10 protein-coding genes are annotated in these 13,263 nt (G+C 39.2%); 4 read left to right on the top strand and 6 right to left on the bottom strand.

Annotated features, from left to right (window positions below; all coding sequences use genetic code 11):
• Both AC3CHU_RS10390 and AC3CHU_RS10385 read left to right on the top strand, forming a co-directional pair.
• The gene (locus AC3CHU_RS10390; protein ID WP_488524494.1) at window positions 1-2,817 is read left to right on the top strand and encodes an ATP-dependent DNA helicase; all 2,817 of its coding nucleotides are present in this window, start codon (window positions 1-3) and stop codon (window positions 2,815-2,817) included.
• On the top strand, window positions 2,814-4,913 hold the full coding sequence (locus tag AC3CHU_RS10385; RefSeq protein WP_488524493.1) for a DUF7017 domain-containing protein: 2,100 nt from the start codon (window positions 2,814-2,816) through the stop codon (window positions 4,911-4,913). The genes AC3CHU_RS10390 and AC3CHU_RS10385 overlap by 4 nt, the downstream gene beginning before the upstream one ends.
• A gap of 176 nt (window positions 4,914-5,089) precedes the next feature.
• On the opposite strand, the gene AC3CHU_RS10380 is transcribed toward AC3CHU_RS10385, so the two are convergent.
• From AC3CHU_RS10380 to AC3CHU_RS10365, 4 genes are all read right to left on the bottom strand, one after another.
• Window positions 5,090-6,952 carry a DEAD/DEAH box helicase family protein gene (locus AC3CHU_RS10380; protein ID WP_488524492.1) on the bottom strand — a complete coding sequence of 621 codons (1,863 nt, stop codon included), beginning with the start codon at window positions 6,950-6,952 and terminating at the stop codon, window positions 5,090-5,092.
• Window positions 6,953-6,993: 41 nt separating this feature from the next.
• Window positions 6,994-8,994 carry a glutathione synthase gene (locus AC3CHU_RS10375; protein WP_488524491.1) on the bottom strand — a complete coding sequence of 667 codons (2,001 nt, stop codon included), beginning with the start codon at window positions 8,992-8,994 and terminating at the stop codon, window positions 6,994-6,996.
• A 258-nt stretch (window positions 8,995-9,252) separates the two neighbouring features.
• Window positions 9,253-9,750: a hypothetical protein gene (locus AC3CHU_RS10370; RefSeq protein ID WP_488524490.1), complete on the bottom strand. Its 498-nt coding sequence runs from the start codon at window positions 9,748-9,750 to the stop codon at window positions 9,253-9,255.
• An 81-nt stretch (window positions 9,751-9,831) separates the two neighbouring features.
• Window positions 9,832-10,161: a hypothetical protein gene (locus tag AC3CHU_RS10365; RefSeq protein ID WP_488524489.1), complete on the bottom strand. Its 330-nt coding sequence runs from the start codon at window positions 10,159-10,161 to the stop codon at window positions 9,832-9,834.
• Window positions 10,162-10,988: 827 nt separating this feature from the next.
• Here AC3CHU_RS10365 and AC3CHU_RS10360 point away from each other — a divergent pair.
• Both AC3CHU_RS10360 and AC3CHU_RS10355 read left to right on the top strand, forming a co-directional pair.
• Window positions 10,989-11,177 (top strand): hypothetical protein, encoded by a 189-nt coding sequence (locus tag AC3CHU_RS10360; protein ID WP_488524488.1) that lies wholly within the window; start codon window positions 10,989-10,991, stop codon window positions 11,175-11,177.
• 122 nt (window positions 11,178-11,299) lie between these two features.
• Window positions 11,300-11,491: a hypothetical protein gene (locus AC3CHU_RS10355; RefSeq protein ID WP_488524487.1), complete on the top strand. Its 192-nt coding sequence runs from the start codon at window positions 11,300-11,302 to the stop codon at window positions 11,489-11,491.
• On the opposite strand, the gene AC3CHU_RS10350 is transcribed toward AC3CHU_RS10355, so the two are convergent.
• Both AC3CHU_RS10350 and AC3CHU_RS10345 read right to left on the bottom strand, forming a co-directional pair.
• Window positions 11,488-12,246: a metallophosphoesterase gene (locus AC3CHU_RS10350; RefSeq protein ID WP_488524486.1), complete on the bottom strand. Its 759-nt coding sequence runs from the start codon at window positions 12,244-12,246 to the stop codon at window positions 11,488-11,490. The genes AC3CHU_RS10355 and AC3CHU_RS10350 overlap by 4 nt on opposite strands.
• 129 nt (window positions 12,247-12,375) lie before the next feature.
• Window positions 12,376-13,203: a hypothetical protein gene (locus tag AC3CHU_RS10345; RefSeq protein WP_488524485.1), complete on the bottom strand. Its 828-nt coding sequence runs from the start codon at window positions 13,201-13,203 to the stop codon at window positions 12,376-12,378.
• Window positions 13,204-13,263: the final 60 nt, after the last annotated feature.

Raw genomic sequence — 13,263 nt, 5'->3', positions numbered from 1 at the left:
ATGGCTGGGAACTTTGAACTTCTTGAGCAGCGTTGGCCTCAGTTAGCTAGTTTTGCTCAATACGCAGAGGGTTACGCATATACTGACCCTCAGTCGTCTTTAACAAAACTTCGTTGCTTCTGTGAGGCGATTGTTGGCGTGCTTTATCGTGAGCTTTCCTTACCGTGTGAGCCTAGAACTAACTTAATCGATAAACTCAAGTCAGATGAGTTTATCGAAGTTGTTGGCGATGATGTGTGTCAGAAACTTCATGCGCTTCGTATGAAGGGGAATAGAGCGGTACATCATGATGAAGGGACGACAGACGATGCTTTATGGCTAATTAAAGAGGCCTACTTTTTAGGTCAATGGCTATATAAAGCATACAGCGGTGAATCAGACAGAAGTTACCCAGCCTTTGTTCAACCAAAGAAACCAGATTCATCTGGGCTGCTCTCTAAAAGCAATGAAGAGTTGGAATCGCAGCTTGAAGTAGCTAAACAGGAGCTGTTATCTGTTGAAGCAAATGAGCAAAGTGCTTTAAATGAGCTTTCTAAACTTCGTGGAGAAGTTGATGTACTTAAACTTGAGAAGTTTAAGGCGAATGCAAATCAGGCTGCTCAATCTATTGATTTTGAACAAGAAGTAACTAATAAGAATATTTCAATTCATGATAGCTTTTCGGAATATAATTTAACTGCTGGGCAAGCTGAACTCGTAGAGCAATTAGAGCAATTTCTTTCAAATAAAGAAAAGAGTGTCTTTCAGCTAAAAGGTTATGCGGGTACTGGTAAGACTTTCATTACAAAAGGCCTTACTGAGTACTTTAGGTCAATCGGTCGTACGTGTGTACTATCTGCGCCTACAGGCAAAGCTGCAAAGGTTATCTCAAATAAAACGGGATTCAGCGCCTTTACTATCCATAAAACAATCTATTCTTTCAAAGATTTAGTTGAATATCGAGACGAATCAGGAGAAGAGTCTGAGACATACAAGCTCTATGCTCAGATCGCGGTAAATGAGTTATCTGCTGATACTGTATTCATCATTGATGAATCTTCTATGATTTCTGATGTATACAACGATAATGAATTTTTCCGATGTGGTTCAGGAAAGTTATTGAGTGATTTATTGAAGTTTGTAAATTTAGATCACAATGACCACCGTAAGAAAGTTATTTTTATTGGGGACGATGCACAGTTACCACCAATAGGAATGAGCTTTTCACCTGCACTCTCAGCAGATTACCTGAAACAAAAATTTGGTTTAGATACGGTAAGTTACGAGTTAACTGAAGTTGTCAGACAAAAAGCTGACAGCGGTGTAATGAAAAATTCAATTCAGTTACGTAATGCACTGAAAGCAGGGGTCTTTAACCAACTTAGTCTAGACACTACCTTTGCGGATGTTGAGGAAATTGAATTCGCTGATTTATTACCTAAATACCTTGAGTCATGTCAGGGGAAGATCAACGGTGAGTCTATAGTCGTTGCTGGTTCAAATCGTGATGTGATGCAATATAACAGTCGAATTCGAGAGCACTTCTTTCCAGAACAACCAGAAATTTCAAATGGCGATAAAGTAATCGCTGTCTCAAACAATGACCGCTATGGATTCTATATCTCTAACGGTGAGTTTGGCTTAGTTCGTCAGGTACTTGGGCCGAGTGAAATAAGAAGAGTCGTTTTAAACCCAAAAAGTAAAGAGAAGAGAGTAGAGGTAGAGCTGAGCTTCCGAGAGGTGGACATTGGTTTTAAAGATCTCACAGGAATCGCACGTTTCTTTAGGGCAAAAATAGTCGAAAATTTACTTTACTCAGAGCAACCACAGTTATCTTCTGATGAAAATAAGGCTTTGTATGTTGATTTTTGTATGCGGCATTCAAACCTACGTAGGAATAGCTTAGAGTTCAAAGAAACACTGCGAGCGGATCCGTACTTTAATGCACTTCGTGTTAAGTTTGGTTATGCAATAACATGCCATAAAGCTCAAGGTAGCGAATGGAATCATGTTTTTGTTAAATGTAAAACGCATCAGAATACACTCAGTGCAGGATATTTCCGTTGGTTTTATACCGCAATCACTCGTACCGCCAAGCAGTTGTACTTATTAGAGCCTCCCAAAATAAAACTCGGTGGGGGTTTGAAATCAGTAACAACCGTTGGTAATGGTTTCATAGAACCTGCTCCTAAAGTAAATGTGCACGAGACTACCGTTTCCGTCCAGCTTGAAGGCAACAACATTGATCAATCTCCAGTATTTGATCTCTCAGATGACAACACATTTGGTATACCTAAGAGTGAAGCATTTTTAATGCAGCTATTAGGCTCAGTTCGTGACTCCTTAAAAGGTAGTGGCTGTGCTGTAGTTGATATTGATCATAAGCAATATCACGAGGCATATACTATTCAACGAGGAAGTGAATTCGCTAGGGTCAATATTTGGTATAACGCAAAGGGAAAAGTGAGTCAGGTTAAGTTGATCGAAGTTAATCCGTTTAGTAGCGAGGTTGCAGAGCTACTAGCACCATTAAAATTTGGCTTGGTCAATGATTCGAGTGAAGCAGTTGAAGTTTTATTTTCGCAGGAATTTCAAAATCAGTTTCACCAGCGTCTGATGGAGCTGGTGAGTAGTGCAGGTATTACTTTGAACTCAGCGGAAGAGCAGCAATGGGCATTGAGATATACGTTTAGTAAGGGCAATTCTGTTGCAGTTTTTGATATTAACTTTAATGGTAAGCAACAATTTACTAAAAAGTCTGTTTTACCAAGTAAATGCGTTGGCTCTGATCTTGTCGCTGAGATTGACCTGATACTTACAGAGGGGCTGAGCGGATGATTACTAGTAAAGATGTTTTTGCTAAGCGTAAATCTGGGCAACTTGATGAAGCATATCAGATGGCTGTAGAGCTTGTTAAGGAAAATGCTTCTGATGAATGGAATTTTAAGGCATTAGCTTGGTGCTTAATAGATTTGTTGAAACGAGACTCTCAGTCCGATCAGCAACAAAACTTAGCTTATTATTCACAGCAACTGCAATCGATAGACGTTGCTGCAAGTGATGAGATATTAACGACTCAGGTTCAATACGCACTATCGTTGTGCAACCCTAATGGGCGATTGATACAAAAGGCCAAATCTTTAAGTAAACAAGGGAATCACCTACAGGCTGCTAATATTTATAAGCAGCTTTGTAGCGCAGGTGCAGGCGATTTGAATGTACAAACCTCTTTAGGGTGGGAGTTATTCCGACTCTTACAGCATTCGCTGGCTCAAGAGCATATAAATGTATCTAGTTCAAAAAGGTTGTTAGCTGATTATATTAAGCTCCAGCTTGTTGAAAAGCCTTCTCTATTACATTCAAGTATATTGCAGCAAGCAGCTAAGTTAGCTGGTAATTCTAGTTTTAGTCTGATCAGCTTTTCGAGGTATTGGCAGTTAGACTCCCTTAGAGAAGAGGACTATGAGCCTTATATCAACAATAACGGGGATCAATATCCATCATTAGCTGAAAAAGTTATTCAGCAGGCTGCCAAGGAATCTGTTGCTTCTGATATTCTCGAAAATTTACAATATATTCTCCCACATTTAGATAATGCTATTGAGCGTTTTCCTGAAAATATTTGGCTCAAGCTCAATAAAGCGAAACTGCTTTTAAAATTGGGACGAAGTAAAGAAGCCTTGCGTTTTTCTACCGACGTTACCCGTTCTAAAGCCAGTGATTACTGGTCTTGGGCATTGCTTGGGGAAGTTAATGCAGATCTTGATAAGTCAATTGAACTGAGTTGCTATTGCAAGGCTTTGCTTTGTTACACGGATGATAAATTTACAGCTAAAGTACGTATTAAAATGGCGCAAGCATTGGCTTCTCAGGGCGAATTTGCTGAAGCTAAACATGAAATAGAGAAAGTAATTACATCTAAAACCAAAGACGGACTGAAGGTTCCAGAAGACGCAGAGAAGCTCCAAGCTCAGGAGTGGTATAAAACCTTTACTGCTACAGAATCTAACAAGAAATACTATCAATCGAACGTATCAAAGGCAGAAGAGTTGCTATTTAACGATTTGCCATTGGTGAAAGCTTGTGTTGGGGAAAAATTCACGATACCCGATAAGCCAAATAAACCAAAAAGAAAGTTATATCTAGTACCGCAAGGCAAAAGTGAACCAATAGAAATTTCAGTTCCTGAAAACAAGTACAAATTTGGTGATGTTGGATCTGGGTTAAGCATTAAAGGTGATTTTGATGCTAGTGGTAGATACCAAGTTTTTTTGATAGCTCAGCGTGATTATGATGCTAACTGGGATATCTTTACCGATCATATCGCGGTAGTTGACCATGTGAATCAGAAAAAAGAGATGTTTCATTTCATCGTAAATAGGAAGGTTAGCTCAGTTGTTCACTTTTCGGATATCGATTTTAATGTAAAAGAAGGCGATTTTCTTGCTGTAAAAGTAGCTCAATTTAAAACTAAGCAGGGCGAGCGTTATAGAGTTTTATCAGTGAAACCAACAGATAAAGCACCTAGCTCACTCGTGTATAAAGACTTTAGTTGTAGTGTTAGAGCATCTAATGGAATGGGGTTTACTGACGACAATATTTTTGTTCCGCCAACACTTATGACAAACCACAATGTAGGCGACGGTGATACTATAACTGGTACTACGATACTAAATTACAACAAAAAAAAATTCCAATGGGGTTGGAAAGCTCTAAAGGTAGAGCATGTCTGCAAGCTCGAGCCTAACCAAAAAATTATAGAAGGTTGGGAAAGTATACAGGAAGCCGCAAGCAAATCCTTTCAGCATAGTATTACAGAAGACAATTATACAGATGATGAGAAATTGGAAGATTTGAGTCATTTTGATATGCGTACAGAGCAAGAAAAAGAAGATGATTGGACTCTAGAACAACGAAACAAGTGGGGACTTTAATTGTACTAATCCAGCACCTAGCGTCTCCATTAACTGACAACCCTGTTAACAAGAGCGCTAACTCGTAAAAATCTAAGCCTTACCTCAACCGTAATATTCATTTTTTCTATATCTTGATTCACAAAAAGCGGTAATTTATCGAAGACAGAGCCGCGAACATCGCGGCTTTGTTGTACCTAGAAGACACTGTTATGTCGTATACGAGTGGTATGAATTTCCTGGTTGACATTCGACTCATCATCTAAATCTTTTTCTGATATTGCACCTCGTTTGTAAAGAACAATCAAGGTGTCTCGGTCGTGTTCTACATCTAGTAAACTACAAATCTCCTCCAGATCATCTGAATCTAAAGAACGCTTAAAAGCGTCCATCTGACCAGAGAGGTTATAAGTACTAAAGATACTTGCCATTACCTTCTTATCTTCAGTTTTTTCTCCGCCGCCAGGGTTCACAACTTGATTAAATGATATTTCTTCTCCTTGATTCAACTGAGAAGTAAAGGCTAGGGTTCTTGCCTTTGCACAACTTGGAGTGCCATCATCATAAGTTGCACCGTTCACCCATTGTGCTTTGATCCAGTTCTGATGATCGCCACGAAGGGCGCGGTTTTTCTTTCTATATGGCCCATCATCACCTATTAGCTCTAGACGGATTAAGCTGATAGCATTTAGAAACTCTGGATCAGTTGTAAATTTGGAGAAGTCGAAGTTAGGATCTCGAAGTTTACCAGGAACAGCAATATAACCTTTGGTTGAGTATGATTTACTGTCAATAAGCTTCTTTATCACTTTAGTTTCAGAAACTGGAGCTACTGTTGTACCACGGTCAAACCCTCTTACCTCATAGCGTGAACAAATTTGCTCGAACAATTGATGAAGACCACCAAGCTCATGACTGTTGTGATTGGACTCTAAGTGATCAAGTAGTTCACCATAGGCTCTCGCCGCATCTAGGTTAGTATAGTGTTTTGCTGTTGTATTCTGATGATAACCACAAGCTCGACCAATATTAGCTTGTACAACTGCTGCAATATTGGCAATTGTGCTATCCCAAGAGTTGATCAGTGTCTCTTTCATCTCTTGACCGAAGTTAACGCCAGCCCTAAATCCAGCGACAGTGATTGCTATCAGTTTGTCATCAAATAATGCAGCAGTTTCGTATTCACGCTTAAAGTCATTGATAGAAGAAAGCTCGTGATCTTCGAGGCCAACAAGCTTTTGACCAATGATATGGATTTGATGTGGTTCAATACCATTAGATAGTAAAACTTCCCTTGCAATCTTAGCTTGGCTACTTGGTACGCGAATTAATGACCATCCTGATCCTTCGTGCTCTTTGATCTGACGGATAAAACGGTTTCGTAGTAAAGATGTATCACAGAAGTCTCGCGAATTTTCATCCAATTTAATGATTTGGTTGTTGCGATGCATTTGCCTAATGCCGTGGTACTCATCGCTGGTTTTATGGAAGACTAAAGAAGTATCGAAGTTATGGCGGAGTATTGAATCAGCGCCTGCGGCATAGAGCGCACTAAAAGGGGTTGCTGAGACAAAAGCGACATTACAAGCTTGGTTGTTGTGTTCAAGGTAATTGAAGATCTTGTCATATCGAACGCTATCACTACTCGAGCCATAGTGACACTCATCAATAATGATTAGCTTAGGGGCTTGAAACTTGAAGTGTGTTTTTAATGCTGTTTCAAAATTTGTAAAGTTACTAACAACAACGTTCTTACTAGCCGCAAGATCCTGCTTTGCTTGTTCCTGAAGAGCAAGGTCAGCCATGGTCACTAGGTATAAAGTGTCCTTCAGACATTTTCTGTCTACTATGGCTTCGTCCGAAAGTGATAGTCTTTGTAAGCAGGATAGGGCGAGAGCAATGCCAGATTTACCTGATTGCATTTCCGCAGCAATGACGACTGCTCTAGATCCTGCCTTAAACTGGTTGAATGCTTGTTGTGCAGCTTCGCGTTGGTGTGGATACGTATTATTTGAAATTGTATGCTCAGCAAGTTTGCGGTGCTTATCAGAGTTATTCATGGTTAGTACCAAAAATGGGAGCTAACAAGCCCCCATGAAGATTAGTTATGTACCGATTCGGTTTTGTCTGAAAAATGAGATTCATCGCTTAGATCTCCAGATTTTTCAGGCAATTCATTATGTTGTTTCTTCGCGATGGAACGTTCTATATCGTATTCACCACGCTTGTAAAGTACAAACATTGTGTCGTCTCGCTCGATATCGAAATAATCACACATGTCATAAACCTCTTCTAAGGTCATGATTTTTTTATCAACCTGGCGACGAGAAATATTGTATACGCTGAATATGGTCGCTGTAACTAGCTTGTTTTCTGATAGTTCGCCTGAACCAGGAGCGACAACACGGTTAAACTCAAGATACTCATCGTTGTCGAGCATTGTCGTGTAGAGCTTGGCTTTCTCTTCTTGAGTACCGTCCGCATGAGCTTTTTCAGGGTTATTGTAGCTATCACCATTGACCCATTGAGCTTTTATCCAGTTCTTCTTTTTGCCACGCATAGCTCGGTTGCCTTTAACGCTTGGCGCTCCTTTAGCAGTAAATTCGTTGCGAATTATCTCGATTGCTTGAAGAAGGTGTTTATCTCTGGTGTGCTGACTAAAGTCTGCTTCGTCTTCTAATAATTTTGCGGGTACAGCGATATAACTGTCAGTTCGGTATGTCTCAACGTCACCTATGGGGCGTCTACGTTTGTACTTGATGGTTAAGCCAACATCTAATCCATTAACTTGATATTCTTGACAAACATCTTCAAAGAATTCTCTTAGCCCATCAAAATCCGATGCGGCTTCCTCGGAGCAAGTTTTTTCTAAGTGATCCAAGATAGAGGCATAGGCTTCTGTTGCATTGAGGTTGGTAAAGTGCAGTGATGAATTATTCCCGTGATAACCACATGCACGACCTATGTTGGCTTGTACTACTGCTGCAACGCTAGCAACAGTGCTATCCCAAGTCGAGATGAGATTGTTCTTCATCATGGCACCGAAGTTGATGCCAGCTCTTGCTCCAGCAACGGTTATTGCAATTAATTTATCCTCGAAGATTTGGGCGTCATCAAACTCACGCTTAAAACGTTCTATGCTGCAATGTTCATCTTCGGGAACGCCAGTAAGTGAGTTACCTAGAATATAAACAGAACTTTCATCGATCCCTTGGCTAATTAGAAACTCTTTGGCGTCCATAGCAAAACCAGCAGGCACACGTACTAGTGACCAGCCCATACCTTCATGAGAATTGAATTGCTGAATAAACTCAGTACGTTCTGGTGAATCAACGAGGAAGTTTTTAGTATCTTGTTCAAGCCCTTTCACTTTACTGCTCTTAAGCATTTCACGAACACCGTAGTATTCATCGCTTGTCTTGTGAAATACTAATCGGGTATTGAAATCACGTCTCAAAATAGAGTCGCTAAGTGCACTTTGGGCAGCTAGTTGCGCCTCAAGAATAAGAGCCTGATCGTCCTCATATTCGGCTTCTTGCTGAATTTCAATCGCCTCTTGATATTCAGTTTCAGCGCCATATAGAGCGCCGAAAGGAGTTGCAGAAATGAATACAACTTTACAGCTATCGTTCTCTTGTTCAAGGTAATCAAAGATCTTGCTGTATCTGACGGCAGATACGTTTGAGCCGTAGTGACATTCATCAATGATGATCAGCTTAGGCGGATTTCCTTTAAAGTCATTCTCCAACGCTTTTTCAAAATTAACAAAGTTACTAACGACTACATTCTTCGCTAACCTTAGGTCAGCTTCGGCTTGCTCTTTTAGAGCGGTATCAGGCATGGTCACTAAGTAAAGCGTATCTTTGAGTTGCTTGCGATCACAGATATCGGTGTCACTTAAACTGAGTCTTTGTAAGCAGCATAAGGCAAGAGCTATTCCTGATTTACCTGCTTGCATTTCAGCCGCAGTAACAACTGCTCGAACATCACCAACTAGTGCATTAAACGTTTTGGTTGCTGCGTTAACTTGGTGAGAATGAAGAGTGTCTCCTTCAAGTATGGTATGAACCATATGACGAAGTTTGCCTGCTTTAATTGTCAACTTTCCTAGCCTATTTTATGCTCAATAATAGTTGCATATTATACTGTATTAAACGTACTTTGGTGAATAATTACGCGTACATATCAAGACTGATTGATCTTGTAGGTTCTTGTTTTCCAGACGACAAACTAGTTTGTTGTCCTGATCAATGTTCCGTAAACGGTTAAAGAGTTCATCACACAGTGCTGCTATCACTTAGATGGCAGCGTCTGCAAATAAATGTTTTAGAGTTACTATTTGTTACTAGATGGAAACTGGTTATGGCCCTAAACGATTGATGATTTCGGTGTGGAGCCCGAATCGCCGAATACTGATTACATCAATTACAATGTGTTCAGCTACTTGTAGCAGATCTAAAGGCTCTTTGTTCTTTTTTGCGTCATGGATTATTTCTTTTTTTTTGGAAACATCAAGCTCAAATCGATTCTGTGGATGCCCATCCTCATCAATGTATTGGACTAAAAGATATTGCTTATTGTGATCAAAAATTTGTTTATAGATCTCGAATAAGTCAGTGACTCTTTGGGTATCTTTTTTATGAAAAATGAAGGTGTTATTACGGTAGTTAAAATCAATAATTTCTAGCTTAAAGATAAGTTTAACAATGAGTATATCCGCAATGACTTTTGGTACCACTATTCCGCAGTTGTTGCTTATATCCATAGACAGCTCCAAATGTAAGCTTTGATCTATATGGCTTTTGTTTAGCATAATAACGACAATGTGATGTTGTCTTTCAATAATAAAACTAATCATCTTGAGCCTCTTCAGTTGTCCTATCGAATGATGAAGATATTCAGCCAGAGGATACCTTCATCATTAATACAGTCGTTAAAATCAACGATAGTCATCTAAGTTGAGAAGGTTATTTCGAGTTTTTTCGTAACCAGGAGCTAGGTAATATTCATCGAATCCTAGCAGTTCTCTTAAATGACGATAGCCACCCATGTCGTTGATGAATTTATCTGTAAGCTTTGATTCCATCAGAAATTGTTTTACTGTTAGATGAGGCTTTTTGGATAGTAAGTAAACGGCTTTGTACATATCTTTTAGCTGCTTACCTGTAGCTCCATGTTCTTGAAAGTTCCATAGATGCTCTATGTCATAACCCATATTTATCATTTCCAATATAGCCAAAAGTATTCGGTCACGAGTGTAGTTATCCATATGAATATCCTTGTTAAATTAATAAAAGATTAGGAAGGAAAGAAGCACGACAAAAGCACCGCATAGATGCAGTGTAATAATTTGACTTGGGAGTTAAATTTACGAAATTTGTTGTCATAACAGCCTCCAGATTTCAAAAAAAATATGCAAAAACTTATGGTCTTTAAAGACCTAGATACTTGGGTGCATCTTGTGCTTTTTATTCATATTATTTTTAAAATGTGGATACTGCTGAACCAGAAGTATCGTTGGCTCGGGTGAGAGCATAAGAACTATGCTATGAGCTAATAATTAACATACTGTATATTTAAACAGATTTCAACTTAAAAGTACTAAACCTCAAAGTGTTACTGCTTAGGAGGGGATTTGTTCATATCATAAATGTTTAGCAAAACAGTAGAGATGCCTTATTCAGTGACTGGTTGTACAAGTATGTTTTAAGGTCGACTGATTTAGAACCAAAAATGGAAGTACTTATATGGGAGTAGGTGAGTATTAAAAGTGATATTGAAGAGGTTGCATGGGTGTAAGCTAATGCAATGGGTTTAACGAACATGAGCTAGCGAAAGCTTTTTTTCCTGAGCGAAGGCGTTGATCCAACATTAAAATAGGATATAGATGATAGTGAATATTATTAAACTAGGTTTTGAAAAAATGAGTGAGGACGAGGTTAGAGCAAAGCTTCTTGAGTATAGCTATGAGTTGCCATCTGGTTTTGATTTTTTGCAGAATAGGTCGATCATGTTTGATACTGATCTTGGACGGGTTGTTGGAGTCGAAAAGTGGCCTTTTAGTTGCGAGGAATCAATTGATAAGCTGAAAAAAAGATGGGAACGGCAGACAAAGAATGGATCTCATTCGATAAGAGCTTAGAAAAAGCTGATTGCGACTTCCTGACGGAGCGAGTCGATGTTTTTGATGCTCAGCTTGAAATCGAAGAAGATGAGATAGACCGAGAACTCGTCAACAAAAGAATAAATTCGCCCGAAATTGACGTCGATTTAGATGAGCTTTGATTTAATGATGTAAAAGTACTCATACCAAAAAAGGCATTACAATCAGCTAGTCAATCAAGAGGGGGTCATTGATATCAAGTTGCGCAAGCTGTTTAAGTATCAAATAACGAGACTTTTGAACTATGGCTAATGCGAAAAGTTACGATGAAATGAGACGTCAAAAGCAAGAGTCGCAGAGGCGTTTTTATGATGATTTGTTTAAATCTCGTGATGACGGCAGCTACTCGATTGACAAAGAAAGTTTGAAATCTGTAGTGATTGATCCATCTAAGTTGCCCAACTATCCTCCAAAAGACATTCCAGATTTTGACTAAAAAAGATCATTGATATCGATAACTTTACGCGGATTAAAATCTTCTACTAATTCAATACCACAATATCCTCGCTGATTAGTAGAGTACCAGATACCGTTACTCATAAAATCGTTGCAGTGATGATTATGACCATAGAGCCAAATCGAGATTTTTTCAGCTAGTTCAGAGAATTCATGACAATCAGAGGCAAAAGCAGCATTAATAGGTGAGCCTTTGAACTTGGGCTGTATAGCTTCAACAGTCGGCAGATAATGGGTAACGATTACATTCTTTTTTTCAGTCGATGCCTCCACTGAGTTGTAGAGCCAGAGCCTAGATTCGGCATGTAGTGCAGCAGCAATTTCAGGAGTGAAATACTGGTCTTTATAAGTGATTTTTCGGTAATCGTTAATTGCATTTCGGGCATAATGCATAGAAAGAGTCGCGTTGTTTTCCAGTTTGAAATCCGTCCAAAATGTTGCTCCGTGGAACCTCACACCATCAATCAAAACACTCTCATTTTCTAGAAAATGAATGTTTGGGTATCTTCTAGCTTTGTCGCGGCATTTTTGAATTAGCTCATCAAACTGAGTGAACCCATAAAACTCATGATTACCTAGTATGTAAATGACTGGGATATCGAACTGAGAAGCCCAATCGATTCCTCTAGATCCAGCGTGAATATCTCCGCTTAAAACTACAATTTCAGCATCAGTTGTAGGAACATCCATTGAGCTAAATTCCAGGTGCAAATCAGAAAGATGTAAGATTTTCATTGGTAGTTCCTTTACGAAAATTATCTACGTGAGTTCTTATTGAGACGATAATTATTGCTGGGCTTGATGTCAACGTCGGTTTAACCGACAGAGCTGAAGGGGAGAGTCGGTGTAAGCACCGACTGACTTTTAAGGTGCCGCCTTCGGCGAATTGGTTGATTTTCTCCCTCTCCTTGGACTGTCTGCAACTGGTCTTCCGCAAGATTCTTCGTATACTTGCCTGGCTGACGATACTGTTCCTTTCGTTGCTGAGTCAGAAAGCGGGTCAATTAACGATTCATCACAATTCTTAAATCTGGCAATCTTAGTCTCGTCGTTCTGACATTTGAATACAGCATAAGTAGCGTGTGCTTTCTGTGCGATTGAGTCGTTTTTGTATTTTTCAGTATTGAACGATGTTACTCCGTATCCCAGTCGCTCCATAATGAATTCAAGTCGTGCAGCAGCTTGTTGTATATCTTGCGCTTCATCTGCTCTTAACTCATCAACGTATTCAATATTACTTACCCATTCACATAATTCGTGAATTGACACTGCGCACTTATGAATTTCTGTATCGTCAAAGATTGTGGCTCTACCGCGTAGCTGTGCTGCTCTTTCTGCATTGTTTGCATCAATAGCTGCTTTACAGTACATCTTAATCTTTTGATATTCGCGCTGCTGAAGGCTCATAATGCTATAGTTGTCTTTGAAGTATTGAGTTGAATATTTTAGTTCAAGCTTACGCTCACTTGGAATCTCAGCAACTTCTCTCAAGTCAACTTTAATGATTGACTGAGATTTTGATCTGGATGCAAACTCATTATTTTCATCGTACTCTGTAACGATAGCTCTCACGTCAACTATATTCGAGCCAAGTTTTAATTTTGGGCAGTTGTAAGAAACTGAGACCTTTTCTTTATTTGGTTCAATGGAAAGTGCGTTGTTTACATTATTTATTGCTTCTTTAAGTGTCATTTCAATCACCATCATTATTTTTATTATTAGTGCATATAAATAATTTAGCACTCAATAATG

The sequence above is a fragment of the Vibrio sp. QJM3NY_39 genome (assembly GCF_057785895.1).
Note: the sequence above shows the minus strand (reverse complement) of the source record. Positions and strands in the feature narration are given on the sequence as shown.